Source organism: Streptomyces sp. NPDC020489, assembly GCF_044386545.1.
Taxonomy (GTDB): domain Bacteria; phylum Actinomycetota; class Actinomycetes; order Streptomycetales; family Streptomycetaceae; genus Streptomyces.
Window position 1 is genome coordinate 421,611 of the sequence record NZ_JBIRUZ010000001.1, and the last position, 26,974, is coordinate 448,584.

22 protein-coding genes, 1 other RNA gene and 1 pseudogene are annotated in these 26,974 nt (G+C 71.5%); 11 read left to right on the forward strand and 13 right to left on the reverse strand.

What is annotated here, in order from left to right; all coding sequences use genetic code 11:
- Positions 1-66: 66 nt before the first annotated feature.
- A complete protein-coding gene (locus ACH41F_RS01880) occupies positions 67-1,800 on the reverse strand; it encodes an MFS transporter (RefSeq protein ID WP_391229552.1) in 1,734 nt (577 codons plus the stop codon).
- 232 nt (positions 1,801-2,032) lie between these two features.
- On the opposite strand from ACH41F_RS01880, the gene ACH41F_RS01885 reads away from it, so the two are divergent.
- Entirely contained in the window at positions 2,033-3,466 is a 1,434-nt protein-coding gene (locus ACH41F_RS01885) for a DHA2 family efflux MFS transporter permease subunit (protein ID WP_391229555.1), read from the forward strand.
- Positions 3,467-3,511: 45 nt separating this feature from the next.
- On the opposite strand, the gene ACH41F_RS01890 is transcribed toward ACH41F_RS01885, so the two are convergent.
- Positions 3,512-4,144 carry a response regulator gene (locus tag ACH41F_RS01890; protein ID WP_391230573.1) on the reverse strand — a complete coding sequence of 211 codons (633 nt, stop codon included), beginning with the start codon at positions 4,142-4,144 and terminating at the stop codon, positions 3,512-3,514.
- 171 nt (positions 4,145-4,315) lie between these two features.
- On the opposite strand from ACH41F_RS01890, the gene ACH41F_RS01895 reads away from it, so the two are divergent.
- Positions 4,316-4,807 (forward strand): nucleotidyltransferase domain-containing protein, encoded by a 492-nt coding sequence (locus ACH41F_RS01895; RefSeq protein ID WP_391229558.1) that lies wholly within the window; start codon positions 4,316-4,318, stop codon positions 4,805-4,807.
- 23 nt (positions 4,808-4,830) lie between these two features.
- On the opposite strand, the pseudogene ACH41F_RS01900 reads toward ACH41F_RS01895, so the two are convergent.
- Positions 4,831-5,054: pseudogene (locus ACH41F_RS01900) on the reverse strand (alpha/beta hydrolase); the annotation flags it as partial.
- Positions 5,055-5,092: 38 nt separating this feature from the next.
- Positions 5,093-6,466 (reverse strand): histidine kinase, encoded by a 1,374-nt coding sequence (locus ACH41F_RS01905; RefSeq protein WP_391229560.1) that lies wholly within the window; start codon positions 6,464-6,466, stop codon positions 5,093-5,095.
- Positions 6,467-6,741: 275 nt separating this feature from the next.
- Here ACH41F_RS01905 and ACH41F_RS01910 point away from each other — a divergent pair, with 275 nt between their 5' ends.
- Genes ACH41F_RS01910 through ACH41F_RS01920 form a run of 3 tightly spaced genes read left to right on the forward strand, consistent with a single transcriptional unit; the run spans position 6,742 to position 9,658 of the window.
- Entirely contained in the window at positions 6,742-7,599 is an 858-nt protein-coding gene (locus tag ACH41F_RS01910; protein ID WP_391229562.1) for a MaoC/PaaZ C-terminal domain-containing protein, read from the forward strand.
- A 29-nt stretch (positions 7,600-7,628) separates the two neighbouring features.
- A complete protein-coding gene (locus tag ACH41F_RS01915) occupies positions 7,629-8,705 on the forward strand; it encodes an alcohol dehydrogenase catalytic domain-containing protein (RefSeq protein ID WP_391229564.1) in 1,077 nt (358 codons plus the stop codon).
- Between the two features lie 14 nt (positions 8,706-8,719).
- Complete coding sequence (locus tag ACH41F_RS01920; RefSeq protein WP_398832201.1) at positions 8,720-9,658, forward strand: 3-oxoacyl-ACP reductase; 939 nt, start codon at positions 8,720-8,722, stop codon at positions 9,656-9,658.
- A gap of 62 nt (positions 9,659-9,720) precedes the next feature.
- On the opposite strand, the gene ACH41F_RS01925 is transcribed toward ACH41F_RS01920, so the two are convergent.
- Both ACH41F_RS01925 and ACH41F_RS01930 read right to left on the reverse strand, forming a co-directional pair.
- On the reverse strand, positions 9,721-9,888 hold the full coding sequence (locus tag ACH41F_RS01925) for a hypothetical protein (protein ID WP_391229568.1): 168 nt from the start codon (positions 9,886-9,888) through the stop codon (positions 9,721-9,723).
- A 1,166-nt stretch (positions 9,889-11,054) separates the two neighbouring features.
- Entirely contained in the window at positions 11,055-12,416 is a 1,362-nt protein-coding gene (locus ACH41F_RS01930; protein ID WP_398832204.1) for a hypothetical protein, read from the reverse strand.
- Positions 12,417-12,605: 189 nt separating this feature from the next.
- Between ACH41F_RS01930 and ACH41F_RS01935 the strand changes: the two genes are divergently transcribed.
- From ACH41F_RS01935 to ACH41F_RS01945, 3 genes are read left to right on the forward strand one after another with little or no spacing between them, the layout of a single operon-like run.
- Positions 12,606-13,463 (forward strand): Nif3-like dinuclear metal center hexameric protein, encoded by an 858-nt coding sequence (locus ACH41F_RS01935; protein WP_391229573.1) that lies wholly within the window; start codon positions 12,606-12,608, stop codon positions 13,461-13,463.
- Positions 13,460-14,203 carry a zinc ribbon domain-containing protein gene (locus ACH41F_RS01940; protein WP_398832770.1) on the forward strand — a complete coding sequence of 248 codons (744 nt, stop codon included), beginning with the start codon at positions 13,460-13,462 and terminating at the stop codon, positions 14,201-14,203. Before ACH41F_RS01935 ends, ACH41F_RS01940 begins: the two co-directional genes overlap by 4 nt.
- 11 nt (positions 14,204-14,214) lie before the next feature.
- Positions 14,215-15,708, forward strand: coding sequence for a bifunctional RNase H/acid phosphatase (locus tag ACH41F_RS01945; RefSeq protein ID WP_398832206.1), 1,494 nt, complete (start codon positions 14,215-14,217; stop codon positions 15,706-15,708).
- Here ACH41F_RS01945 and eda read toward each other — a convergent pair.
- The gene (gene eda, locus ACH41F_RS01950; protein ID WP_391229577.1) at positions 15,680-16,342 is read right to left on the reverse strand and encodes a bifunctional 4-hydroxy-2-oxoglutarate aldolase/2-dehydro-3-deoxy-phosphogluconate aldolase; all 663 of its coding nucleotides are present in this window, start codon (positions 16,340-16,342) and stop codon (positions 15,680-15,682) included. The genes ACH41F_RS01945 and eda overlap by 29 nt on opposite strands.
- A gap of 88 nt (positions 16,343-16,430) precedes the next feature.
- The gene (gene yaaA / locus ACH41F_RS01955) at positions 16,431-17,213 is read right to left on the reverse strand and encodes a peroxide stress protein YaaA (protein WP_391229579.1); all 783 of its coding nucleotides are present in this window, start codon (positions 17,211-17,213) and stop codon (positions 16,431-16,433) included.
- Positions 17,214-17,279: 66 nt separating this feature from the next.
- Between yaaA and ACH41F_RS01960 the strand changes: the two genes are divergently transcribed.
- Positions 17,280-18,710 carry an RNB domain-containing ribonuclease gene (locus ACH41F_RS01960; protein ID WP_398832209.1) on the forward strand — a complete coding sequence of 477 codons (1,431 nt, stop codon included), beginning with the start codon at positions 17,280-17,282 and terminating at the stop codon, positions 18,708-18,710.
- On the opposite strand, the gene ACH41F_RS01965 is transcribed toward ACH41F_RS01960, so the two are convergent.
- Both ACH41F_RS01965 and ACH41F_RS01970 read right to left on the reverse strand, forming a co-directional pair.
- Positions 18,658-19,263: a hypothetical protein gene (locus ACH41F_RS01965; protein WP_391229583.1), complete on the reverse strand. Its 606-nt coding sequence runs from the start codon at positions 19,261-19,263 to the stop codon at positions 18,658-18,660. The two genes, ACH41F_RS01960 and ACH41F_RS01965, sit on opposite strands and share 53 nt — an antisense overlap.
- Complete coding sequence (locus tag ACH41F_RS01970) at positions 19,260-20,027, reverse strand: MerR family transcriptional regulator (RefSeq protein ID WP_391229585.1); 768 nt, start codon at positions 20,025-20,027, stop codon at positions 19,260-19,262. Before ACH41F_RS01970 ends, ACH41F_RS01965 begins: the two co-directional genes overlap by 4 nt.
- Before the next feature lie 164 nt (positions 20,028-20,191).
- Between ACH41F_RS01970 and ACH41F_RS01975 the strand changes: the two genes are divergently transcribed.
- Together ACH41F_RS01975 and rnpB are read left to right on the forward strand one after the other, a co-directional pair.
- Positions 20,192-20,770, forward strand: coding sequence for a Uma2 family endonuclease (locus tag ACH41F_RS01975; protein ID WP_391229587.1), 579 nt, complete (start codon positions 20,192-20,194; stop codon positions 20,768-20,770).
- Positions 20,771-20,891: 121 nt separating this feature from the next.
- Positions 20,892-21,295: RNase P RNA component class A (gene rnpB, locus ACH41F_RS01980), an RNA gene on the forward strand.
- 324 nt (positions 21,296-21,619) lie between these two features.
- Here the strand turns inward: rnpB and ACH41F_RS01985 are convergent.
- From ACH41F_RS01985 to ACH41F_RS01995, 3 genes are all read right to left on the reverse strand, one after another.
- The gene (locus ACH41F_RS01985; RefSeq protein WP_398832212.1) at positions 21,620-23,533 is read right to left on the reverse strand and encodes a DNA/RNA helicase domain-containing protein; all 1,914 of its coding nucleotides are present in this window, start codon (positions 23,531-23,533) and stop codon (positions 21,620-21,622) included.
- Between the two features lie 135 nt (positions 23,534-23,668).
- Positions 23,669-25,849: a DNA/RNA helicase domain-containing protein gene (locus ACH41F_RS01990; RefSeq protein WP_391229591.1), complete on the reverse strand. Its 2,181-nt coding sequence runs from the start codon at positions 25,847-25,849 to the stop codon at positions 23,669-23,671.
- 88 nt (positions 25,850-25,937) lie between these two features.
- The gene (locus ACH41F_RS01995) at positions 25,938-26,918 is read right to left on the reverse strand and encodes a DUF3800 domain-containing protein (protein WP_391230576.1); all 981 of its coding nucleotides are present in this window, start codon (positions 26,916-26,918) and stop codon (positions 25,938-25,940) included.
- Positions 26,919-26,974: the final 56 nt, after the last annotated feature.

Here is a 26,974-nt window from a genome sequence, read left to right on the forward strand (position 1 = left end):
TGTGGGCGCCCCATGGTGCACCACACCCCCCGTCACCTGGGCGACAGGGGGTGCGGTGGCGGTGGGTCAGGCGGTCACCGTCTCGCCGGGCAGGGAGAGGTCCAGGTCGACGGCGGTGTCGTCGCCCGCGTGCGTGGCGGCCGAGGCGAGCGGCCCGTGGCCGGAGGCCTTCGCGGCGAGCACGTACGAGCCCTGCGCGGGAACGGCGAGCGCGTAACCGCCATCCTCGCCGGACAGCGTCGCCCCCGCCTGGCGGCCGCGGCGGTCGATGAGCGTGACCTTGGCGCGCGGCACCGGGGTGCCGGAGGCGTCCAGGACACGGCCGCGGAAGCCGCGCAGGACCTCCTCGGCGCGCTCCAGGTTGGCGTCCTCCTCGCTGCTCGCCCGCAGCTGGGGGGCGCGGTTCGGCTTCGGCAGGAACAGGGCCATCAGCAGGCCGATCGCCACCGCGCCCGTCGCGATGAGGAAGGAGACGCGGAAGCCGTGCATGGTCGGGATCTCGACGCCGTTCACGGTGTCGGCGGTATTGGCCAGCACCATGCCGATGACGGCGCTGGACACCGAGGTGCCGATGGACCGCATCAGTGTGTTCAGGCCGTTCGCGGCGCCCGTCTCCGAGGCCGGGACCGCGCCGACGATCAGGGCGGGGAGCGAGGAGTAGGCGAGGCCGATGCCGGCGCCGAGGACGACGGCGATGACCAGGCTCTGCCAGGCGGCGCTCATCAGGCCGAGCCCTGCGCCGTAGCCGATCGCGATGATCAGCATGCCGAGGATGAGGGTGGACTTGGGGCCGTACTTCGCGGACAGGCGGGCGTAGACGGGCGCCGTGAACATCATCGTCAGGCCCAGCGGGGCGACCAGCAGGCCCGCCACGACCATCGACTGACCGAGGCCGTAGCCGGTGGCCTTCGGGAGCTGGAGCAGCTGCGGAAGGACCAGCGAGACGACGTAGAAGCTGACCCCGACCATGATCGACGCGAGGTTGGTGAAGAGCACGGCGGGGCGGGCCGTCGTGCGCAGGTCCACCAGGGGGGCCTGGGTGCGCAGCTCGAAGACGCCCCACAGGAGCAGTACGAGGGCGGAGCCGGCGAACAGGCCGAGCGTGGTGCCCGAGGTCCAGCCCCAGTCGCTGCCCTTGGTGATGGGCAGCAGGAACAGGACCAGGCCGATGGAGAGGCCGAGGGCGCCGAGCCCGTCGAAGGAGCCCTCGGCGCGCATGGGGGATTCCGGTACGACGAGGAGGGTGAGGACGATCGACAGCGCGCCGAGGCCGGCGGCGCCGTAGAAGAGGGCGTGCCAGTCGGCGTGCTGGGCGATCAGGGCGGCCAGGGGCAGGGCGAGACCGCCGCCGACGCCGATCGAGGAGCTCATCAGGGCCATCGACGAGCCGAGCTTCTCGCGGGGCAGCATGTCGCGCATCAGGCCGATGCCGAGCGGGATCGCGCCCATCGCGAAGCCCTGGAGGGTACGGCCGACGATCATCAGGATCAGATCGCTGGTGACCGCGCTGACCAGCGCGCCGACCACCATCACCGCGAGGCTCGCGATCAGCATCCTGCGCTTGCCGTACAGGTCGCCGAGACGGCCCATGATCGGCGTGGCCACGGCGCCCGACAGGAGGGTGGAGGTCAGGACCCAGGTGGCGTTGCTGGGGGCGGTGTCCAGGAGCTGCGGCAGGTCCTTGATGACCGGGACGAGCAGGGTCTGCATCACCGCGACGACGATGCCCGCGAAGGCGAGCACCGGGACGACGGCGCTGCTGCTCGCGCGGGTGGTCTGGTCGGTCGGGGTAGGTCTCATGTGCGTAAGGAACTCGGTGTGCCGGGGCAACTATTCCGATGTTTTGAACAGCTAACGATTTCTTTATCTTCTCTTGACGTACGACGTTCCCGCGGCCCTCCTACGACCCTCCTGCGGCCCTCCTGAGACCGCGTGCGGCCCCTCCCGCGCCGGCCCAGGCGCTTCCGCGGCCCCCTGCGGCCTCGGTCCTACGCCCATATCCCGATGCCAGGAGCGTCCGGCGGTTGAGAGCATGACACCCATGCCCGCAGCCACCGAAGTCTCCGCCCCCGCCCGCCGCCGGGCCGCGCCGCCCGCCTGGGTGCTCGTCGCGCTCGCGTGCGCCGGGCAGTTCCTCGTCGTGCTCGACGTCTCCGTGGTCAACGTGGCACTGCCCTCGATCCGGGCCGACCTCGGCCTCGACGAGCAGGGCCTGCAATGGGTCGTCAACGCGTACGCGATCGCCTTCGCCGGATTCATGCTGCTCGGCGGACGGGCCGGTGACCTCTACGGCCGCAAGCGGATGTTCCTGGTCGGGCTCGGCCTGTTCACCCTGGCCTCGCTGGCCGGCGGACTGGCCCAGGACGGCTGGCAGCTGCTGCTCGCACGGGCCGTGCAGGGCCTCGGCGCGGCGGTGCTGGCACCCTCGACGCTGACCATCGTCACCTCCGCCGTCCCCGAAGGACCCGCACGCGCGCGTGCCATCGCCACCTGGACCGCGGTCGGCGGCGGTGGCGGCGCGGCCGGCGGACTCGTCGGCGGCGGGCTGGTCGACGTGTGGTCCTGGCGCTGGACGCTGCTCATCAACGTGCCGGTCGGCGCCCTCCTGCTGCTCGGCTCCCTGCGGTGGCTGACCGAGAGCCGGGCCGGTGACGGACGCCGCCTCGACCTGCCCGGCGCCGTACTGGTGACAGCGGGGCTCGCCACCCTGGCCTACGGCATCTCCCAGACCGAGGCCGAGGGCTGGACCTCGCCGGCGACGGTGCTCGCGCTGCTGCTCGGCGCCGTGCTGATCGCCGTGTTCCTGCTGGTCGAGGCGCGTACGGAGGCGCCGCTGATGCCGCTGGGACTGCTGCGGCTGCGGCCGGTGGCCTCGGCGAACGTGGCCATGTTCCTGTCCGGCTCGGCCATGTTCTGCATGTGGTTCTTCATGACGCTGTACGCCCAGAACGTGCTCGGCTACTCGCCCCTGGAGGCCGGGATCGCGCTGGTGCCCAGCTCCCTCGCCGTGATCCTGGGCTCGAAGCTGGCGCCGCGGCTCATGCGGGCGCTGGACGCGCGGCTGGTGGCGATGCTCGGGACCGGCGTGGCGGCGGCCGGCTTCGGCTGGCAGTCGACGCTGACCGTGGACGGCGGGTACGTGGTGGCGGTCATGTGCCCCGGGATCCTGATGATGCTGGGCGCGGGCCTGGCGACCACACCGCTGGCCGCGCTCGCCACCTCGGGGGCGGCGCCGGGGGAGGCCGGACTGGTGTCGGGCCTGGTCAACACCTCGCGCACGATGGGCGGTTCGCTGGGGCTCGCGGTGATGTCGACCATCGCGGCGGCACGGACAGCGGGCAGCACGAACCCGGAGGCGCTCACGGAGGGGTACGCCCTGGTGTTCCGGACCGGGACCGGCGTACTGGTCGCCGGGCTGCTGCTGATGCTGGTGTGGCTGCCGCGAGGGGTTTCCGCGAAGGCGTAGGCCGTCGATCTCGGTCCCGGGACTTCCGTCGGACGGGAGGTCCTCCTACACCCACCCCTGTTGCCGGGCCTCCCGCAGCGCCTCCATCCGGTTGCGGGTGCCGGTCTTGCCGATGGCGGAGGAGAGGTAGTTGCGGACCGTGGACTCGGAGAGGTGGAGCGCGGAGGCGATGTCGGCGACCGTCGCCCCGTCCGCCGAGGCGCTCAGCACGTCGCACTCGCGGGAGGTGAGGGGGTTGGGGCCGGCGCTGAGGGCGGCCGCGGCCAGGGCGGGGTCGATGACCGTCTCCCCGGTCAGGACCCGGCGGATGGCGGTGGCCAGCTCCTCGACCGGGCCGTCCTTCACCAGGAAGCCCGCGGCACCGGCCTCCATGGCCCGACGGAGGTAGCCCGGGCGGCCGAAGGTGGTGAGGATCAGCACCCGGCAGTCGGGGGCCTGGTCGCGGAGGTCGGCGGCGGCGTCGAGGCCGCTCCTGCCGGGCAGTTCGATGTCGAGAAGCGCGACGTCCGGACGGTGGACCAGCGCCGCGTCCACGATCGCGTCGCCGGTCCCCACCTGGGCCACGACCTCGATGTCCGCCTCCATCCCGAGCAGCAGCGCGAGCGCGCCCCGCATCATGCCCTGGTCCTCGGCGAGCAGAACCCTGATGGACTTGGCGGGCCGGTGGTCCCGGGGCATCTCGTTCACGGCCCAAGGGTAGGGCGCGGGGGCGGGGTGCGGCCCGTGGGAGCGGCGCGGTTGCGTGCGGTGCGTCCCTGTGGGACCGGCACGGTTGCGCGCGGTGCGCGGCGGTCGTGGAAGGAATGCGGTGGCGTGCCCGACGCGGGTGCTTCTAGCCTGCTGCGGGTGATGACCGCTGACGACGTGCTGGCTGTCCTCGCCCTGCTGCGGCGGGCGGAGGTGGAGGTCTGGGTCGGGGGTGGCTGGGGGATCGACGCGCTGGTCGGCGAGCGGACCCGGGACCATCGGGACCTGGATCTGATGCACCGGCGGGAGCAGGAGCCCACGGTGGTCGCCGCGCTCGCCGGGGCCGGGTTCGTGGAGAGCCTCGACCGGCGGCCCGTGCGGTTCGTGATGACGGCGCCGGGAGGCCGGGAGATCGATCTGCACCCGCTCGTGTTCGCCGAGGACGGCTCCGCGGAGCAGGCTTCCTTCGAGCCGGAGCAGCCCTTCAGGTACCCCGCCTCGGCCTTCACGACCGGCACGATCGGGACCACACCCGTGCCCTGCCTCTCCGCCGAGCAGCAGGTCCACTTCCATCAGGGCTACGACCCCACGGAAAGCGACCGGCACGACATGGCCCAACTCCGCCGCGCCTTCGGCATCCCCACCCACTTCTGACCCACCGGCCCCCACCGCCGGCCACTCTCGTTGCCGTAGGCGCCGTGGCCCTCGCCCTTCCAAGTGAGCATCACACCGACGTCCTCGCCCAGCTCGTCCGCCATCTTCCGGGCACCCTCGTACGGGGTCGCCGGGTCGCCGGTGTTGCCGACCACGAGGATCGGCGGGGCGCCGGGTGCGCTCACCTCGGGGTGTCCCACTGCCCGGTCACCGGCCAGTCGTGGCACCAGCCGGTGACCGGCGCCCCTCAGGCTCGCCCTGTCCGCAACGTGAGCAGCCCGCCCCCTACTTGGGCAGCCCGGGCGCCCCCTCCACCGGAAGCCCCGCCCCGCCGACCGGTGGTTTCGCCCCGTCCGCTCGGAACCCCGCCGCCTCCTCCACCCTGAACTCGGCCGTCCCGAACTCCGCCCTCTCCACCGGCAGTTCCGCCGTGACCGTGAACCCGCCCCGCGATCCCACCACCCCCGCCCCGGTGGCCGTCTCCAAGCGGCCGCCCGCCGCCGCGAGTCGTTCGCTCAGCCCCTTCAGGCCGGTGCCGGGTGTCGTGGGTCCCGTGTTGGAAGGGCCGCGTCCGTCGTCCGTGATCCGGAGGCGGACCCGTTCCGTCGTCCCCTCGACAGAGATCTCGCAGCGTGAAGCCCCGCTGTGGCGGACCGCGTTGGTCACCGCCTCGCGCACCACCCAGCTCAGCAGGGTCTCGGTCGGGGCGGCGAGAGGGGGTCCGCAGAGGCGTACGACGGGCTCGATCCCCGCGGCCCGCAGTGCCGAGCGGGCGCTGTCGAGCTCGGTGGTGAGACTGCCCTCGCGGTATCCCGTGACCGCTTCCCGGATCTCGGTGAGCGCCTGGCGGCCGACGGACTCGATGTCGGTGATCTGGGCGAGGGCCGCGTCCATGTCCCGTGCGGCCAGCCGCCTCGCCGCCTCCGACTTGACCACGATCACCGAGAGCGTGTGGCCGAGCAGGTCGTGCAGATCGCGGGAGAAGCGCAGCCGCTCCTTCTCGACCGCGCGCCGGGCCAGTTCCTCGCGGGCGGCGCGCAGTTCGCGCACCGCCTCCGAGAGGGAGAGGATCGCCGCGGTCACCATGGTCGACAGGAACGTGGCGTAGCCGATGTTCACCGCGTCCCAGCCGTCCCGCACCGCGGAGACGGCGACGGCGAGCCCGGTCAGGCCGAGTCCGACCCGGCCGAGCCACGGGCCCCGGGTCACCGCGCCCGTGGCGAGGCCCAGCAGCGGGAAGAAGAACAGCCAGTTGCCGCCGTAGCCGACCGCGAGGCCGCAGGTGACCAGGCCCATCAGGACCAGCGCGACCCGGGTCGAGCGGGCCTCGCGCTTCTCCTTCACGAAGGCGCGGAAGACCACGTGGATGTACAGGGAGTTGAAGGCGAGCAGTCCCAGACCGCCCAGCCAGGGTTGCGCGGTGCCGGCCTGGAAGAGGTTCGAGAACGCGCCCATTCCCATCAGCAGCCAGGGGAGAAGGGAGAAGCCGGTGGGCGGGGGGCCCGGGTTCTCGGTCGGGGTGCCGTCGCGGCGCGCGGCGCGCTGGTCGGCCTTGAACCGCTCCATGTCGGCCTTCCAACCCGCCCGTGCCGCCTGCCAGGCGTCCATACGGCACGACGCCTTCCGCCACCACGATCCGTTCCCGTTCCCCTGTGTCATGGTTCCCACGCTACGAACCCGCCCCCGCGCGTGGCAGAGGCGCATGTACGGAAACCGGCGGTACAAATGTCACGGCCGACTGAGCGTCACCGAGTATCTGACATGCCGTCAGCAGTCTTCACAACTGCCGGGAGCTGGGCTATACAGGGGTCGCCGTACTGGAACGCGTTCTAGAACGAGCGCGCAGGCGCGGCCCTGTGAACGACCTCGGTGCGGCCGACGGTGCGGACGGCCGTACCGAGGTCTCCGAACCGCGAGCGAGCCCCGGGAGCCCCATGCCCATCGATGCCGCGAAGGCCGTAGCCGCCGAACCCCGGACCGGCGAGATTTCCTGGAACTCCAAGGACGTGCAGCTCTACCACCTCGGCATCGGAGCGGGCGTCCCGGCGACGGACCCGGACGAACTGCGCTACACCCTCGAGTCACGCCTGCACGTCCTGCCGAGCTTCGCCACCGTCGCCGGCTCCGGCTCACCCGGCGTGATCAGCGGCCTGTCCATGCCCGGCATCGAGGTCGACCTCGCCAAGGTCCTGCACGGCGGCCAGTCGCTCACCGTCCACCGCCCCCTCCCGGTCGAGGGCACCGCGACCGCCACCGGCCGGATCGCCGCCGTCCACGACAAGGGCAAGGCCGCCGTCCTCGTCATGCGCACCGAAGTCGCCGACGCCGAGGGCCCGTTGTGGACCAACGACGCCCAGATCTTCGTACGCGGCGAGGGCGGGTGGGGCGGCGACCGCGGGCCGTCCGGACGGCTGGAGCCGCCCGCGGGGGAGCCCGACCGGGTCGTCGAGCGGCGGCTGCGCGAGGACCAGGCGCTGCTCTACCGCCTCTCCGGCGACTGGAACCCGCTGCACGCCGACCCCGAGTTCGCCAAGGTCGCCGGGTTCGAGCGGCCCATCCTGCACGGACTGTGCACCTACGGCATCGCGCTCAAGGCGGTCGTCGACACGCTGCTGGGCGGGGACGTGACCCGGGCGCGGTCCTACGACACCCGGTTCGCCGGGGTCGTGTACCCGGGCGAGACCCTGCGCATCCGGATGTGGTCCGGCGCGGAGTCCGTCCGGGTCGCCGTGAGCGCCGTCGAACGGGACGACGCGCCCGTGCTCGCCGACACCGTCGTCCACCACACCTGAGTCCACCCGCCGTCGAGGGGAGCCGCACCATGCGCGCAGCCGTACTGCACGAGATCGGCCAGGACAAGCTGGAGGTCCTCGACGACGTCGAGGCGGTGGGGTTCGGCCCCGGGCGGGTGAGGATACGGGTACGGGCCGCGGGGCTGTGCCACTCCGACCTGTCCGGGATGAGCGGGGTGCTGCCGCAGCCGGCGCCCTTCGTGCCCGGTCACGAGGGTGCGGGCGAGATCCTCGACGTCGGGGAGGGCGTCGGCCATCTCAAGCCCGGTGACCGGGTCGTCGTCTGCTGGCTGCCCGCCTGCGGTGCCTGTCCCGCCTGTCGGCGGGGGCAGACCGAGCTGTGTCTGGCCGGGTTCATGAACGCCGGCACCCCCAACTTCAAGCGCCCCGGCGGAGACGTCTTCGGCATGGCCGGCACCGGCACCTTCACCGAGGAGGTCGTCGTCGACGCCGGCTGCGCGGTGCCGATCCCCGACGACGTGCCCTTCGACATCGCCGCGCTGATCGGCTGCGGGGTGACCACCGGGCTCGGTGCCGCCCTCAACACCGCCGACGTGGCCGCCGGTTCCTCGGTCGCCGTCATCGGCTGCGGTGGCGTCGGCATCTCCGCGATCCAGGGCGCCCGGCTCAAGGGCGCGGCGGAGATCGTCGCCGTCGACCCGGTCCCCACCCGCCGGGAGGCCGCCCTCAAGTTCGGTGCCACCAAGGCCGTCTCCCCCGAGGAGCTGGCCGACGCCAAGCAGCAGGTCACCGCGGGCGAGGGCTTCGACTACGTCTTCGAGGTGGTCGGCAAATCGGCCACCGCCCGGGCGGCCTACGACAACACGCGGCGCGGCGGCACCCTGGTCGTCGTCGGCGCGGGCGCCATGGACGACAACCTCCAACTCAACATGTTCGAGCTGTTCTTCGACGAGAAGCGGATCCTGCCGTCCCTGTACGGCGGCGGCGACGTCCTGACCTCCTACGAGCGGACCATCGCCCTGTGGCGGGCCGGACGGGTGGATCTGGCGGGCCTGATCACCCACCGCGTCCCGCTGGCCGACATCAACGAGGCCCTGGACCAGATGCGGACCGGCACCTCGCTCCGCACCTGCATAGAGATCTGAGGGGAACCGCGGGGATGTCACTGCCACTTGACGGACTGTCAGCCGTCGTCACCGGGGCCGGCCGCGGGCTCGGCCGGGCCGAGGCGCTCGAACTCGCCCGGCTGGGCGCCACCGTCGTCGTCAACGACTACGGACAGCCCGGCCGGGACGGCTCCGGGGAGGCCTCCGCCGGCCCCGCCGAGGAGGTCGCCGCCGAGATCCGCGCCGCGGGCGGCAAGGCGCTCGCCCACACCGGGGACGTCGCCGACTTCCGACAGGCCGGGGAACTGGTCGGGCTGGCGATCTCGGAGTGCGGCAAGCTCGACATCCTCGTCAACAACGCGGGCATCCTGCGCGACCGCATGGTCTTCTCGATGACCGAGGGGGAGTGGGACGCCGTCATCCGGGTCCACCTCAAGGGCCACTTCAACACGACCCACTTCGCCGCCGCGCACTGGCGCGCACGCTCCAAGGAGGCGCGAGGGCCGGTGTACGGGCGGATCGTGAACACCTCCTCCGAGGCGTTCCTCGCGGGCTCGGCCGGACAGCCCAACTACGCGGCCGCGAAGGGCGGCATCGTCGGCCTCACCACCTCCACGGCCCTCGCCCTCGCCAAGTACGGCGTCACCGCGAACGCCATCTGCCCGCGCGCCCGCACCCGGATGACCGAGGACGTCTTCGCGGGCCTCGAACCCCCCGACGCAGGCCTCGACCCGCTCGCCCCCGAGCATGTCGCCCCGCTCGTCGGCTACCTCGCCTCACCGGCCGCCGCCCGCGTCAACGGCCAACTGCTCGTCGTCCACGGCGGGATGGTCGCCGTCGTCGAACGACCGCGAGTGCAGGCCAAGTTCGACAGCAAGCAGGACACCTTCACCTACGACGAACTGGACGCGCTGCTCACCCCGCACTACGCGGCCCGGCCTCCGCAGGAGACCTTCGCGGCGGCCGAAGTGCTGGGCCTCAAGCGGGAGTAGACCCGAAACGAACAGCGGCCCCACCCACCCTCCAGGGTGAGCGGGGCCGCGCGTCGTACGTCTCAGGCCATCGACTCGGTCTCCTCGACCGAGGCCGAGACCGGCTTGCGGTGCCGGCCGCGAGGCGCCGACTCGCCGTCGTGAGCCGAGAGCTGGCCCCGGTGCCTGCCGTGGCCGGCAGACTCGTGGACATCGGTGCGCGGCGGCTGGATCGTGCTTGCGTCGCTCATCGTTTGAATTCACCCCGTCAACATGATCTTTAAAACAGCCGGGAGAGTTTAACCGGCCCACCGCGGCCCGAATCCAGGCGGCCACGCCAACCGGCACTACTTCGTTACAAGCCCACCGGACGCGTCTCTCCCGCCACCTCTGACACCCCTTCACGGGACACCTCGGAGGAACGCCCAGCGGACACCACGGGTTGCCTCCGACGGCATCTCCCCGAGTCCGTCCGACGCCTCCTCGCGGGATCGCCGGGGGCCGCCTTGCCGGGTGCCACCGGGGCGCCTCTACGCCGGGTGCCTTCGGGGGACCCTCGCCGGGTGCTCCCGGCACGCCCTTGCCGACTGCCCCTCCCGGGGCCCTGGTCGAGTGTGACCGGGGGCTCTACGTCGAGTGCCCTCGGGGACTCCTCGCGGAGGGCCACCAAAGCCTCTACGCCGGGTGCACTTGGGGGGTCCTTGGCGAGTCCTCCGGCACCCCCTTGCCGACTGCGCCCGGGGCCTTGGCCGAGTGCTACCGGGGCCTCTGCGCCGGATGCCCTCGGGGACTGGGACTCCTCGCGGAGGGCCACTTGGGCCTCTACGTCAGGTGCACTCGGGGGGTCCTTGGCGAGTCCCTCCGGCATCCCGTCGCTGACTGCCCCGGGGCCCTGGTCGAGCGCCACCGGGGGCTCTACGTCGAGCGCCCTCGGGGACTCCTCGCGGAGGGCCCCAGAGCCTCTACGCCGGGTGCCCCCGGCCCCCGTTGCCGAGTGCCCCGGGGCCCTGGTTGCCGCGTGTCCCCGGGGCCTTGGTCGAGTGCGACCGGGCCTCTGCGCCGAGTGCCCTCGGGGACTCCTCGCGGAGGGCCACCAAAGCCTCTACGCCGAGCACCCTCGGGGGCCCTTGCCGACTGCCCCCGGATCCCTGGCCAACCGCCTCCGGGAGCCTTGGCCGCATCCCCCCCCGCCGAGTGCCTCTCGGGCCCCTTGCTGCGGGCCACCGCGTCCACACCGACCGCCCCCGGCCGCCCCGCCACATGCCCCGGCACCCCCCTCACCCGCCCCTTCCAAGCACCCCCGACCAATCACCCCCCGGCGGTCTCTTCCGGCCCGCCCCCCAGCCAGCCCGTCCCCGAGGCCGCCCTGCCGAGTGCCTCCAGCGGTGCCTTCCCCAGCGGTACCGCGGCACCCCCCTCACCCGCCCCCTCCACGCACCCCCGACCAATCACCCCCGGCGGTCTCTTCCGGCCCGCCCCCCAGCCGGCCCGCCCCCGAGGGCGCCCTGCCCAGTGCCTCCAGCGGTGCCTTCCCCAGCGGTACCGGGCGTGCCACGACAGGCCCCGGAGGATCCGGCTGTGACGGCCCGTCCGAGTGCGGCGGCCTCCCCGGCGCCGACCCGTCGACCGTGCCGTCCCGGACCGGATCCCCCGGGTCCGCGCCCCCCGTCGTTCCCCCGCCCCCCGCAGGGACGCCCCCCGCGTCCCCCGTCCATCCCCCGCCCACCGCCGGGGCACCCCCCACCAGGACACCCCCCGCGCCACCCACCGGCGCCGTCAACCCCGCCACCCCGCACGGCACCTCGTCCGTCGCGTACGGCAGGCGCAGTACCCCGTCCGGTGTCCACAGGCCGGTCCCCGTCAACCACCCCATGGGCGCCGCGAGATGGTGCACCCGGCGTCCGTCCGGCCGCCACACCCCGACCCAGCTGCCGACCGGGCCGTCGATCCGCAGCGCCACCGCACAGCTCTCCGGCATCAGCACCTGCCCGGGCTGCACGGCGAACGGCGTGGTCGCGCACTCGGGCATCCGCAGGCTCTCCGGGAAGCGCACCGGCAGCGTGCTGCCGAGGACGCCCCAGCCGAGCCGCTCCTCGCCGGGCGCGTCCGAGCGGATCAGCAGCAGTCCGGAGTCGGGGTCGGCGAGCAGCAGCCGGTCGTCGCTGCCGGCCGCGATCTGCAGGAGCGGCGAGACCTCGCCGTCGCGCTCCAGGTCCACCACGATCGCCTTGGTGCACCCGCCGACCTCCCGGTCGAGGGCCAGCATCCGCCCGGTCCGGTCCAGCCACACCCCGCCCGAGCAGCGCCCCGGGACCTCCGCGAGGTGCTCCGGGCCGAAGGCGCCCCCCGCCACCAGCCACACCGCGCTGGAGCGCCGGCCCACGGCGAGGGCGTACGCCTTCTCGCCCCCCGGCGCGGGCGGCAGCAGCCGCAGCGAGGTGCCCTCCGCCGGGCACTCCACCGCCCCGAGCGGCAGCTCGCCGGTGCCGGGGCCGGTCGGGTAGAGCAGCGAGAAGTTGTGCCGTCCGTCCGCGAACCGCCTGATCAGCACCCGTCCGTCAGCCATCGGCTGGACCTCGGTGCCGGGCTCCTCCGGCTGGTTGCCGGGCAGCGGCACCGCGTAGGGCTCGGGGCCGCCCAGGGTCCAGCGCTCCGGGAACCAGGAGTCGCCGTCACGCGTGAGGCGGGCGGCGTACCCGCCGTCCGCGGTGATCGTGCAGCCAGCCTGCGGCGTACCGTCCTCGTCCGCCGCCGTGGGCTCGATCGCACAGGCCGTCATCGTTCGGTCACCTCCGGCCACGAAGCTAGTTTTCGCACGCACAGGCGTGGGACAGGCCGACGATCGCTTCACACAAAGGGGTGGCCCAGGAACGATTCGCCTGAGGAAACCGGGGCGATTGTGCTGCGCGGGACCCAGGGGGGCCGCGACCGGTACGGGGGCGCAGAACGGCCAGGTAGCCTTCTGTGCGTGCCCCGTCTGTCTGAAGTCATCGCCGCGCTGGAGAACCTGTGGCCCGCCGAGCGGGCCGAGTCCTGGGACGCGGTCGGCACCGTCGTGGGCGACCCCGACCAGGAGGTCTCCCGGGTCCTGTTCGCCGTCGACCCGGTCCAGGAGATCGTCGACGAGGCGGTGAAGCTGGGCGCCGACCTGCTGGTCACCCACCACCCGCTGTATCTGCGCGGGACGACGACGGTCGCGGCGAACCACTTCAAGGGCCGTGTCGTGCACACCCTGATCAAGAACGACATCGCCCTGCACGTGGCCCACACGAACGCGGACACCGCGGACCCCGGGGTCAGCGACGCGCTCGCGGGCGCGCTGGACCTCCGGGTCGTACGACCGCTCGTCCCGGACCCCTCCGACAAGGAGGGCCGCCGAGGCCTCGGCCGGATCTGCGAGCTGGACCACCCGCTGCCGCTGCGGGACCTCGCCGCACGGGCCGCCGCCCGCCTCCCCGCCACCGCGCAGGGCATCCGGGTGGCCGGCGACCCCGACGCGCTCATCCGCACGGTCGCCGTCAGCGGCGGCTCCGGCGACAGCCTCTTCGACGTCGTACGCGCCGCCGGTGTGGACGCGTTCCTCACCGCCGACCTGCGCCACCACCCGGCGTCGGAAGCCGTCGCCCACAGTCCTCTCGCGCTGCTCGACGCGGCGCACTGGGCCACCGAGTGGCCCTGGTGCGAGCTGGCCGCGAGCCAGCTCGACGAGATCTCCGACCGTCATGGATGGGGCCTGCGGGTCCACGTCTCCACGACGGTCACCGACCCCTGGACCGCCCACGCGGCGTCCACCACCACCACCGATTCCACGGGAGCCCCCAACTGAACGCCGCGCCCGCCGACCAGATCCGTCTCCTCGACGTCCAGGACCTCGACGTCCGCCTCCAGCAGCTCGCGCACAAGCGCCGGTCGCTGCCCGAGCACGCCGAGATCGAGTCGCTGACCAAGGACCACATCCAGCTGCGCGACCTGCTCGTCGCCGCGCAGACCGAGGAGAGCGACACCGCCCGCGAGCAGATCAAGGCCGAGCAGGACGTGGACCAGGTGCGCCAGCGCGCCGCCCGCGACCAGCAGCGCCTGGACTCCGGGGCCGTCAGCTCGCCGAAGGACCTGGAGAACCTCCAGCGCGAGATCGCCTCGCTCGCCCGGCGCCAGGGAGACCTCGAGGACGTCGTCCTGGAGGTCATGGAGCGCCGCGAGTCCGCGCAGGAACGGGTCGCCGAGCTGACCGAGCGGGTCGGCGCGGTGCAGGGCAAGATCGACGACGCGACCGCCCGCCGGGACGCGGCGTTCGAGGCCATCGACGCCGAGATCGCCACGGTGACCAAGGAGCGCGAGGTCATCGCGGGCACGGTCCCCGCCGACCTGCTCAAGCTCTACGACAAGCTGCGCGGGCAGCAGGGCGGCATCGGCGCGGCGAAGCTGTACCAGCGGACCTGCCAGGGCTGCCGCCAGGAGCTGGCGATCACCGACATCAACGAGATCCGCGCGGCCGCGCCGGACACCGTGGTGCGCTGCGAGAACTGCCGCCGCATCCTGGTGCGCACCGCCGAGTCCGGCCTCTAGGAGCCTGTGCGGTGCGGGAGTTCATCGTCGAGGCCGACGGCGGGTCCCGGGGCAACCCCGGACCCGCGGGCTACGGCTCCGTCGTCATCGACGCGGCGACCGGCGAGACGCTGCTGGAGCGGGCCGAGTACATCGGCGTCGCGACCAACAACGTCGCCGAGTACCGCGGCCTGCTGGCCGGCCTGCGCGCCGCGCACGAGCTGGACCCCGCGGCCGACGTCCGCGTCCGCATGGACTCCAAGCTCGTCGTCGAGCAGATGTCGGGCCGTTGGAAGATCAAACACCCGGACATGAAGCCCCTGGCCATGGAGGCGTCCCGAATCTTCCCGCCGGACCGGGTGACGTACGAGTGGATCCCGCGCGAGCACAACAAGCACGCGGACCGGTTGGCCAACGAGGCGATGGACGCGGGGAAGCGGGGGGAGCGGTGGTCGGCGTCGGCTTCGACGGCGGAGTTGGATGCGGGGGTCTCTGCCTCGGCGGAGCTGGACGCACGGGCAGCCTCTGCACCTGCCTCGGCGGAGCTGGATGTGGAGGCTTCTTCCTCCCCCTGTTCGGCTCGCCGCGGAGCGGCGGAGGGGCTGGGCGGCGGAGCCGCGAGGGCCGGCGTGACTGAGGGGGCTGGGGGGCCTGGGGCCGGGGTGCCTGGGGACGCGGTGGTCGGGGACGCGGGTGCGGGGGCGGCGCGGGTGCGTGCGGCCCTGGGGTCCGTCCCCGGCGCCTCGGCTTCCTCCCCCCGCTCGGCTCGCCGCGGAGCGGCGGAGGGCCCGGGCGGCGGAGCCGCGAAGGCCGGGGACGACGTGCGGGCCGGCAAGGCCGGGGACGATGTGCGGGCCGCGAAGGTGGTCGCCAGTCCCGGGTGGGCGCCGGCCGACATGGGGGCGCCCGCGACCTTCGTACTGCTGCGGCACGGGGAGACGCCGCTGACGCCGCAGAAGCGGTTCTCGGGGAGTGGCGGTACCGATCCGTCCCTGTCCGACGTGGGCCGGGAGCAGGCCGAGCGGGTCGCGGTCGCGCTGGCCCGGCGGGGGACGGTCCAGGAGATCCTCGCCTCCCCCCTCGCCCGTACCCGGGAGACCGCCGCCGCCGTCGCCGAGCGGCTCGGGCTCGACGTCACCGTCGAGGACGGGCTCCGCGAGACCGACTTCGGGGCGTGGGAGGGGCTCACCTTCGGCGAGGTGCGGGAGCGGTACCCCGACGACCTGAACCGGTGGCTGTCCGACCCGGACGCCGAACCCACCGGCGGCGGTGAGAGCTTCGCGGCGACGGCCACCCGTATCGCCGCCACCCGCGACAAGCTGACCGCGGCGTACGCGGGCCGTACGGTCCTGCTCGTCACGCACGTCACGCCGATCAAGACCTTCGTACGCCTGGCGCTCGGCGCCCCGCCGGAGTCCCTGTTCCGGATGGAGCTGTCGGCCGCGTCGCTGTCCGCCGTCGCCTACTACGCCGACGGCAACGCGAGCGTCCGGCTCTTCAACGACACGTCCCACCTGCGGGCCTGAGCCCGGACGCGGCCCGGGCCAGCTCCGTCACCCGCCCCCAGTCCCGGGCCGCGATCGCGTCCGCGGGCAGCATCCAGGTCCCGCCCACACAACCGACGTTGGGCAGCGCCAAATACTCCGCCGCGTTCGCGGCACCGATGCCCCCCGTCGGGCAGAACCGCGCCTGCGGCAGCGGCCCGGCCAGCGACGTCAGATACGCCGTCCCGCCCGCGGCCTGCGCCGGGAAGAACTTCATCTCCCGCACCCCGCGCTCCAGCAGCGCCACGACCTCCGAAGCCGTGGACACCCCCGGCAGGAACGGCACCCCGGACGCTCGCATCGCCTCCAGGAGTACGTCCGTCCAGCCCGGGCTGACGAGAAAGCGCGCCCCGGCCGCCACCGCCGACGTCACCTGCTCCGGCGTGATCACCGTCCCCGCCCCGACCACCGCGTCCGGCACCCGCTCGGCGATCGCCCGGATCGCCTCGGCCGCGACCGGCGTCCGCAACGTCACCTCGATCGCCGGCAACCCCCCGGCCACCAGCGCCCGCGCCAACGGCACGGCGTCGCGGACGTCCTCGATGACGACGACGGGCACGACGGGGGCCAGATCCAGGACCGAGGCGTACGACGAGGAGGGCAGCGGCGAGGTCATGGCCTCATCGTGCCCAGGAGAAGCAGCGTGCGCAATCAGCGTTGCGCCCACTGCAACGCGCCAGTTGCGAGGTGTCAGTGGCAACGCGTCAGTGGATCTCGTCCACCAGCACGTCCAGCGTCCACGCCTTCCCGGCCCCCTTCGGCGCCGCCACCTCCACCACGTACCCGAGGTCCCGGAGCGCCTCCACCAGCGCGGCCGGGTCCTTCGGAGCGGCCCCGGCCGACAGCAGCGACCGTACGATCCGCCCCTTGGTCGCCTTGTTGAAGTGGCTGACCACCTTCCGCGTCGGCGCGTGCAGCACCCGCACCGACGCCGTCCGCGAAGCCACCTCACCCTTCGGCTTCCAGGCCGCCGCGTACGCCGAGGACCGCAGGTCCAGCACCAGCCCACTGCCCGCGGCCTCGGGCAGCGCCGCCGCCATCGGCGTACGCCAGTGCGCGCCCAGCGCCCCGATCCCCGGCAGCCTCACCCCCATCGAGCAGCGGTACGAGGGGATCCTGTCGGCGATCCCGACGGCCCCCCACAACCCGGAGAACACCAGCAGCTGACGCCCCGCCCGCCGCTTCGCGGCCGCGTCGAGGGAGGACAGCTCCAGGGCGTCGTACAGGACACCGGTGTAGATCTCCCCGGCGGGCCGCGCCCCCGCGGTCCGCAGCTCCGCGTTCTTGGCGACCTCGCCCCGCAGCCCCTCGCTCAGCCCGAGCACCTCGCACGCCTTGTCCTCGTCACCGGCGCACAGCTCGACGAGCTCGTCCAGCACGGCCGCCCGGGCCTGAGTCAGCCCCGGCAGCGACAACGACTCCAGCTTCAGCGGGGCGCCACGACCGGAGGAGGCCTTGCCTTCGGACGGCGGCAGCAGGACAAGCACGGGTGGTTCTCCTTCTGTAGAGCTCCCGGACAGCGTACGGGCCCCCGATGTGCTTACCCTCGCTGTATGCCTCGCCGCCACATCCGCGTGACCGGCGCCCCCGAAGCCCCCCTCCGGGCCGCCCTCACCGCGCTGCGCACCGAACTCGACGTCTCGGACGCCTATCCGCCGGAAGCGGTGACGGAGGCCGAGCGGCCACCCGTCCTCCCGGCGCACGACGCCACCGACATCCCCCTGTTCACCATCGACCCGCCCACCTCCACCGACCTCGACCAGGCGATGCACCTCGCCCGCAAGGGCACCGGCTACCGCGTCCGGTACGCCATCGCCGACGTCGCAGCCTTCGTCGTACCCGGATCGGCGCTGGACGCGGAGACCCACCGCCGGGTGATGACCCTGTACTTCCCGGACGAGAAGGTCCCCCTGCACCCGACGCCGCTGAGCGAGGGCGCCGCCAGCCTGCTGCCGGACCAGGTGCGCCCGGCCGCCCTGTGGACGATCGACCTCGACGCCGAGGGCCGTACCGCCGCCGTCGACGTCCGCCGCGCCCTGGTCCGCAGCCGCGCCAAGCGGGACTACGAGAGCGTCCAGAAGGAGATCGACTCGGGGACGGCCGAGGAACCGCTGACCCTGCTGAAGGAGATCGGCGAGCTGCGGGAGCGCCTGGAGGTCGAACGCGGCGGGATCTCGCTGAAGGTCCCCGAGCAGGAGATCGTGGCGCGGGACGGCACCTACGAACTGACCTACCGCGCCGGAGTGCCCGCCGAGGGCTGGAACGCCCAGATATCCCTCCTGACCGGCATGGCCGCGGCCGACCTGATGCTCGCCCACGGCACCGGCGTCCTGCGCACCCTCCCCGCCGCCCCCGACGGCGCGGTCGGCCGCCTGCGCCGCACCGCCCACGCGCTGCACATCGACTGGCCGCACCACATGTCGTACGCCGCGCTGGTCCGCTCCCTGGACCCGAGCGACCCGCACCACGCGGCCTTCCTCCAGGAGTGCACGACCCTGCTGCGCGGCGCCGGCTACACCGTCTTCCGCGACGGCGTCCTGCCCGACCTCACCACCCACGCGGCGGTCGCGGCACCGTACGCCCACTGCACCGCCCCGCTGCGCCGCCTCGCCGACCGCTACGCCTCGGAGATCTGCCTGGCGGCCGTCGCGGGAACCGCGGTCCCCGACTGGGTGCTGACTGCCTTCGACGCCCTGCCGCGCGAGATGGCCGAGGGCGGCCGGCGCGCGGGCGCGGCGGAACGGGGCTGCGTGGACATCGTCGAGGCGGCCCTGCTGAAGGACCGGGTCGGAGAGGTGTTCGACGGCTGCGTGGTGGACGTGGAGGACCGACGGCCCGCGGTCGGCACCGTGCAACTGGAGTCCCCGGCGGTCATCGGCCGCCTGGAGGGCTCCGAGCCACTGCCCCTGGGCGAGCGCCTGCGCGTCCGCCTCACACAGGCAGACCCTTCCCGCCCGATGAAGGTGCGTTTCGCGCCCGCGTGACCGCGCGGACGAGACCGCCGGGGTCGTCGGCGTGGAAGCGGACGAGATGGACCGGCCTGCGCCGCCCGAGGAGGGTGAAGTGGTCGACGGGCCGGTCCAGTTCGAGGACGACGGTGGTCCGCGCCCCCACGGCGAGGTCGAGTTCGCCCTCGGCGCGCTGGTGGGTGGTCCGCAACTCCCGTCGTAAGGCGGCGATCTGGGTGAGCGGAATCCGCAGATCGATGTGCGCGGCGCGACGGATGCGCAGCGCGCCGCCGTCCAGCACATGCGGCCGTACGACGTTCGCCGCGTACGTCCCGACGACGAGGACGACCGTGCAGACGTCGAGCGCGAGCACGACCCGGTGCACGGCCGGAAGGTCCCGCAGCAGCACGGCCATCGTCACCGACTCCACGACACACGCGAACGCGAGACCGAACATCAAGGGCCCTTCCCCGCGGGCGTACGGAAAGGCCCGGCCCCGGCCGGTCCCGTGCGTCCGCCGAGCCACCCAGAGGACAAGGCTGACGAGCAGCCGCACCTGATGCCGGACGAGGGCGGCGGCCGTTCTCACGTGTCCCCCTCTCGGGTGTCCCCGGTGAGGATGCGCAGGGCGCGGCGGATGGCCTCCGCCTGGGCCGGGGCGAAGTCGGCGTAGAAGGCGCGCAGGAAGCTGTGGTCCTGGTCGATGCCGGACCCCGTGTCGGGGAGCAGCTCGGCGGGGACGAGGGTGGCGAGCGTACGAGCGGCCTCGCCGACCCGGGGGTCGTCCGGCGCGGCGTCGGCGAGGGCGTCGAGCAGCGCGTACGCCTCGTTCGCCCGCGCCACGGCCTGCGGGGACGCCAGCGCGGAGGCGACGGCGGTGACCAGCCGCTCCCGCTCCTCGGGCCCGGCGGCGGTCTCGATCAGCGCGAGCACCTCACGGTCCTTGGCGGCCATGGGGGAGTCGGCGAGTGGCGCCATGTCCCGGAACAGGGAGGCCAGTTCGGGGGAGACGGGCCCCTCGGCGGGCAACTCGCCGGCGTCGAGCAGCGCCCGCAGCCGCACCCGCCGCTCATGGACGGCCGCCTCCTGCCGCGCGAGATCCTCGTCCAGCTCCTGGAGGATCTCGGCGAGGTCCTTCCTGGAGTCATCGGCGAGCACGTCCCGCACCTCGGCCAGCCCCAGCCCCACCTCCGTCAGCCGCCGGATCCGCGCGAGCACGACGGCATGCCTGAGCGTGTAGTCCCGATAGCCGTTCGCGAGCCGCTCGGGCTCCGGCAACAACCCCTGATGGTGGTAATGCCGCACGGTCCGCGTGGTGACGCCGACGGCGGCGGCGAGTTCTCCGATCCGCATGGGACCAGTAGAGACGTTGACGCCGCGGCAGGGTCAAGACAGCGGCCCGGCGTGCCTGACGGCGACCGGAACGCTGTGCCACGATCGAGGGAGGGTTCCCGATCTCACGGACAGGTGATCTTCCGATGTCCCAGTCTGGCGAGCGACAGAAGGAGGGGCGTGACATGACTGCCATGGCCCACGAGCCGCTCACGCAGGAGGAGGTCCTGCTGGAGGGCTTTCTCGCCCTGGACACACCGGAGGGTTTCCGGGCCGAGCTGATCGACGGGGAGATCGTTGTGACACCGCCGCCGGACGGGGATCACGAGGACTGCATCGGACTGATCGTGAACCAGGTGATCAGGAGGTCCCGGACCGACATGCAGTTCTCGGGGAACAAGGGGCTGAAGCTGAAGAGCGGAGACGGCTGTCCGAAAGACCACGTGATCCCGGACGGCACGTTCGCTCCCACGGAGCTACGGCTCTACCGTGGCGCCGACTCCTGGATGCCCTGCGACGGCGTCGCCATGGTCCTGGAGGTGACGTCCACCAAGCCCAAGGCCGACCGTGAGGCCAAGCGCCGCTGCTACGCCCGCGGCGGCATCCCGCTCTACCTGCTGATCGACCGCGAGGCGTCGTCGGTCACGCTGTTCAGTGACCCGGAGAAAGGCGACTACCGGGAGCACTGCACCCGCCCCTTCGGCAAGCCGCTCACGCTCCCCGAGCCTTTCGCCTTCGACATGGAGACAGCGGACTTTCTCTGACAGCCCGGCGCTGCACCCTGAGGTCGGCGGACAGGAGGCGGCGGTGGGCCAGGACGCCGCTGGGCCCCGCGGGCCGGTCCGGCGAGGAGCGAGGGGCCGGTACCATGGTCACCACGGCAGACGAGCCGGGCGGACGGCCGCGTGGAGTCCCTTGACGGGGGCTTCCCGAGGAACGTCCGGGCTCCACAGGGCAGGGTGGTGGCTAACGGCCACCCGGGGTGACCCGCGGGACAGTGCCACAGAAAACAGACCGCCGGGGACCTCGGTCCTCGGTAAGGGTGAAACGGTGGTGTAAGAGACCACCAGTGCCCAGGGTGACCTGGGCAGCTAGGTAAACCCCACCCGGAGCAAGGTCAAAAGGAGCCGCCTCGGCGACTCTGCGGGAACGTTCGAGGGCTGCCCGCCCGAGTCCCCGGGTAGACCGCACGAGGCCGGCGGCAACGCCGGCCCTAGATGGATGGCCGTCGCCGGGGGGTTCGCGAGAACCCCTCGGAACAGAACCCGGCGTACAGCCCGACTCGTCTGCCTTTCGGTCCGCTGGCCAGTGAACATGCTGGTCAGCCCCTGTTTTTTGTCTGTCGGGGGAGAGACAAGACCCCGTTCCGTACCGGTTCCAACGGGAGCGCGCGGCTTCGTACGAAGCCATGAGCGACCGCCGTCCTGGAGGATCCGGGTCCCGCCCCGATGGCTGAGCCGTCCTACGACGTCCCGGCTGACGGGGCCCTCTGACGGCTCTGCTTACTCCAAAGGCATGACGGAGCGAGTTGTACATCGAGTGATCGATCCGGTGGACCGCAAGCGTGACGAGCCAGGAGATTTCATCCCGCGGTCGCGGCCGTAGCAGTTGACCTAGCGGCGCTGTGCCGCGCTGGGAGCTGTGGCAGTTGATCTCCCGGACTTCACCAGCTCACGCAGTTTCGCCCGGGTCTCCGGGTCCGTCGAGTAGATGGCTGTGCCGACCATGCCACGTGTCAAGAGCACCTTGTACGTGTTGCGGATCAGCCGATCCACGTCGATGTCCGATGCCGCAGCCTTGCCGTTGCCCCTCCGCAGGGCGGGGTCCTTCGAAGCGGCTCGGTCGACAACCCAGCCGTTCTCCCGCCAGACGAGGTCGGGGCCGATGATCACGCCGCTCCAGTCGTACTCGAAGCCCTGAGCCGTGTAGACGCAGCCGACTTGGCCGAAGCCCGCAGGGTCAGTGGCCCAGAGCGCTGATGGCGGTGCACCCATGATCGACCGCTCACCCTTGAGGTTCCAGGGCCGGGCCCAGTCGCCGATCTGAACATCGGTGGGAAGCGGCTCGCCGGGCTTGGCATCCGACCAGCGCCAACAGAACCCGGCTGACAATCTGGCTCCGTACCCCTCAGACCGCTTCTCCTCCAAGAGCGCTTCCAACTCCTCCGGGGAGTCGGCGACATCGAGCTGCATCCGACCATCGGGCTCCCAAACGACGGCCCCGTCGCCCTCCAGCCCCAGCAACCGCACGACCCACCGCAGGTACGCATCGCTTCCACCGCAGCGGAACTGGCTGTCCAGCTCCACCATGCGGCACTGCAGATCCTTCTGCGCGGCGGCTGCCTTGATCTCCTCGACGGTGCCCGTCTCCCCGGGCCGTACGACCTGATGCTGGTCCAGGAGGAAGACGGGCACGCGGGCCACGTCGATCAGTTCCTCGAGCTGGCGCTTACCGGTGCGCTGTGACGCCGGGGTGAAACGGCTGGCGGACGTCTCCCGCACGCGATGGGCCTCGTCGCACACCAGCACGTCCAGACTGTTGCGCTTGGCGGCCACGAAACTGTTGAAGTACTTGAAGAGGTCTCGCACTTCGGGCTTCCGCGCGCCGGCCACCTTGCGCATGGTCTTCGTGAACGACTGCGAGCCGGTCGCGTGCAGAGCGGGGACTCCACGCCGGTACAGCTCCCCGAGGAGCGACAGGGCGATCACACTCTTGCCGGTTCCAGGCCCGCCCGTGATGATCACAACCTCTTTGTGATCAGCCTCGTGCGCTCGCTCGACGGCCCTCAGTACGGTCTCGTACGCCACACGCTGCTCATCGAGAAGGACGAATTGCTCCCGCTCGCGCACCTCCTGCGCGGCGACGGCCATCAAGTGCTTCGAGGGCTGGACCTTGGCGAGCAACAACTCGTCGGCTGCCTCGGCTCCGGATGCGGCGCTCAGCTTCGACTGCAGGTATGCGAGAAAGTCCCCGCGCCTGTCCGCCGTGAACATGCGACCGCGTTCACTGAGTTCGACCTCGTCGAGGCCGGACACGCCGAACGCGGTTGCGTTGTGCAGGTAGGCAACGCCCGAAATGCGCTCGGGATGCTGAGCCAGCGCCCCATTGAAGGCGACGAGGTAGTCGCAGTAACCGCGGACCTGCTCAATGGGGTTGAGGACCGGGCGGGGGTAGTCGTCCAGGACGCACAGCAGAGGATCATCATCGTCGGGGTGAGCCTCGCTCCACTGCTTGAGCTCAACGACGACATACGAGGGCTCACCGGTCCGGGGATGGACTCCGGCGAGAACCGCATCGGCCCGCTTGCTGGTCAACGGCAGCCCGTACTCCAGCAACACCTCCACCTGGCCGAGCCCTGCGTCGAGCAGCGCGTCGGTGAGTGCCGGGATGCTCCGGTCCCAGGAGCGTGTCTCCGCCATGCTCGGCCTGTACCCGTGCACCCGAGTGAACTGCTCGGTGAGATACAGGCCCAGCGACCCTTCGAGACGGCGGGCAGCGACCGCGGTGGCGGAGTCACGGAACAGCAAGAAAATGCCCCCAGGCAGCACGAAGTGTCTCGTGCGGGTGGGGGCATGTCCTGAGGCGGAAGCCCGGCGGGCCGCAATGACGATTGATCGAATGCTACCGAACGGCCTGCCGGGCGAACTGGCGGAATAACGTCGTCACGGGCTGACTATCTTGCGCATCTGCTTGGGCAGCGGATGCTGCACCGAGGTGATCACATGCCCGCGCAGAGCGTCCCGCGTGGCCTCGTCCGTCGAGTAGATCACGACACCCATGATCCCGCGGGTCAGCAGGACGTGGTAGGCGTTACGGACGCAGCGGTTGATGTCGGCCTCGTCGATCGTCCTGGGCCGCAGTTCCGGGTCATGGGTGGCGGTCCGGTCGACGACGAAGCGGCCCTCACGCCAGACGAGATCGGGGCCGATGATCACGCCCACCCAGTCGAACTCGAAGGTCTGGGCGGTGTAGACGCAACCGACCTGCCCGGTTCCCCGCGGGTCGGTAGCCCAGAAATCGGCATCGGGTGCGCCCTCCACGGCATGGCCGCTCTTCACGTTCCAGGGCTGCTGCCAACCGTCGATGGAGACGTCCGGGACCAACTCGCCGTTCTCGTCCGGATTGCTCCACGGCCAGCAGAAACCAGCGACGATTCGCGTGCTCGCCCCTGTGAGTCGACGCTCTTCAAGGAAGTCCGTCATTTCCTGTGGAGAGTCGGCGAGGTGAACCTGCATCCGCCCGTCGGGCACCCAGACCTGAGGGGTGTGCACGCCCACGCTGAGCAGCTTCAGCACCCAGTCCCGGTAGTAGGCGCTTCCCTGGGCCCGGAACATGCCGCCGAGGTCGATGAGGGTGTGTCGAAGCCCCAACGCCTTCGCACGCTCGATCAGGTACTCGGCGGTACCGACCTCGCCGGGGCGCAGGGACTGCCAGTCGTCGAGCAGGAAGACCGGGACGCGTGCCGCCTCTATGATCTCGTCGGCTTGGGGACGTGCGTTCTCCCGTTCCTCGCGGGGCGTGTACCGGTCGACGGAGTGGCGACGAATGCGGTGCGCTTCGTCGCAGATAACCACATCACAGCTGTCCGGCGGCAACTTCTTCAGCTGGTTGAAGTAGGTGAACAGCCGTGTGGCCTCCTTCTTCAGCTTTCCCTTCATGCCACGCGGCGCGTTCTGCGCGTAGGTCTCGCGAAGGGTCAGGGTCAGCGCCTTGGCACCCGAGGCGTGAACGACGTTCCAGCCCGCCTGGTCGAGGGTGCGCCGGAGTTCGAGCGCGATGGCGCTCTTGCCGCTGCCCGGGCCACCCCGGACGATGATGACTTCCTTGGTGCCGCCCTCGTGGACCCGTCGCACCGCCTCGTGTACGTCCTGGTGCGCCAACTCCTGCTCGTCAAGCAGTTCGAAGCGCTCCGGCGGCCCCATACGCGCGGGAAGGTTGACGTCGGCGATCTTCGGAGGGTCGTACTCAGGGGAGTCGAGCAGCACCTGGGCGGCCTCTCCACCCGGCAGTGCGGCCAACCGCGCACCCAGCATCTTCCGGAACGGCTCGAGCCGGTCCATGGTGTAGAGCCGTCCGTGCTCGCTCTCCGGAAGCTTGAACAGCTCTCGCACGTCATCGTCGTGAGCGTTGTGCATCAGCACGGCTCCGACGACGCTCTCGGGCTTGCCGCGCAGAGCGGCTTTGTACTGCACCAGGTAGTCGCAGTACTTCTGTACCTGCCGGACCGGATGCAGCTTCCAGTTGGTGAAGCCGAGATCGACGGCGACCGACCGCTCCGGGTGGACGGTGGCGGAACGTTGCTGCTTCAGCTCGATCAACACGTACGAGGGTCCGCCGCTGCCCGGGTGCACGCCGGCCAGGAGCACGTCCACCTCGGCGTTGGTGTGCGGAAGCCCGAACTCTATGAACACCTCCACCTGACCAAGACCCCGCTCGACCAGGGCATTGATCACGGGAGGAAGACTGTTCTCCCAGGCCTCGACAAGACTGTTCGCCGGAGGCGTCCCGTCCTGGTCCTTGCCCTTCTTCCGCTTGTGCTTGTCCTTGTAGGCCAGGATCAGCCGTTCGGTCAGCGGACGATGAGCCGTTCCAGGTTGGCGCTTGACCTCTTCGGCCAACGAGGCAGCAGATTCCCGGAGCAGATAGGACGACAAGGACTTCCCCCACGGCACACCAAATCCCTTGCGGGTGGAGGCATGTCCTGGAGAGCGGAAGCCTGGCGGGCCGCGATGACAGCGAGCAACGTTAGCTCGACTCGGAGCCGTGGGGGCAAGATCGAGCCAGGGTCTCCAAGCAAGCACGGGGAGGGCGATAGTCGCTCGACTCTGCTTCCTGCGGTGCATGAACAGGCCTTGAAGGGCTCGAATTCAGCACGGTCTTGCCACGCCGTTCCAGTTCAGCACCGTGCCCTGCTGAGCAGGGGCCCGGAAGTCACGTCGCAGGGGAGGACGGTCCGGGGGACGTGGCAGCGGTAGCCAGGTCGAGAGGGGAACCCTGCCCGGGGATGCCCACCATTGGCGCAGTCACGGCGGTGACCGCTGGAGCGAACAGCTTGCCCGCCGACTGATGCCCGCGGGCATCTGAGACGACGATCCCGCCTGTCCACTTGCCCGTTGGGGCCTGATAGCGGTGTTGGAGTTTTCCGAGACGGGGACAGTGCCGGTCCCGCACCTCGACGAACCCGGGGTGACAGTGGACATTGCCGGTCAGGTCACCGGCGTATGTCACGGCTGCAGACGGGGCCAGTACGGCGCTCACCAGGAGATCAGCGATCTGAAGGCCCAAGTGTGTGTCGCTGTGGCCGAAGACCGGAGACTCGGGCAGGTGGGGCAGCGGGTCGCCGCCCTTGGCGAACTTTCTGGTCGTCACGCAGTGCACGTTGCCGACGTTGTCGCTGGGGTTGCGACTGTCCAGCACGGCGATGCCGCTGCTGGAGCGCTCAGCGAGATAGTGCTCGAAGTTCGCGCACAGAGCGGTCACCGAAGCCGCGTACATGGCCGCGTCGTCGTTGACGACACCGTCCTGCTTCACCCAGATACGAGCCATGACCCTGCAGTCGCGCCGTTCCAGGATCGTCAGGAGATGGTCGAGCAGGCCGTGCGCCATACGCCGTTGGTTGCGCCCCGGCCGGCGGAAGGACTTGCGTATCGTCTCGCCCTTGATCTCATGGTGTACGACCTGGCTCAAGGCGGGCAGCTTGCGCAGTTCCGGCCGGAACTGCTTCTTGAGTGCGATGAAGTCCCAGGCGAGGCCCTTGATCTGGCTCTCCGGCACAGTGAATCCGCCGATCACCATGACCGGAACGGAGTCGGCCACGGCGGGGTTGAGGACCTGCCCGGTCCCGGACTCATCGAGATAGCACAGGTGCAAGACCTTCCCCCTGGATGCACAAACAGCTATGGCCGACCCCAAATCCTTGGGGGACGGCCATAGGAGGTTCCACGCCGAGCGGAGCCCGGTCGCAGAGT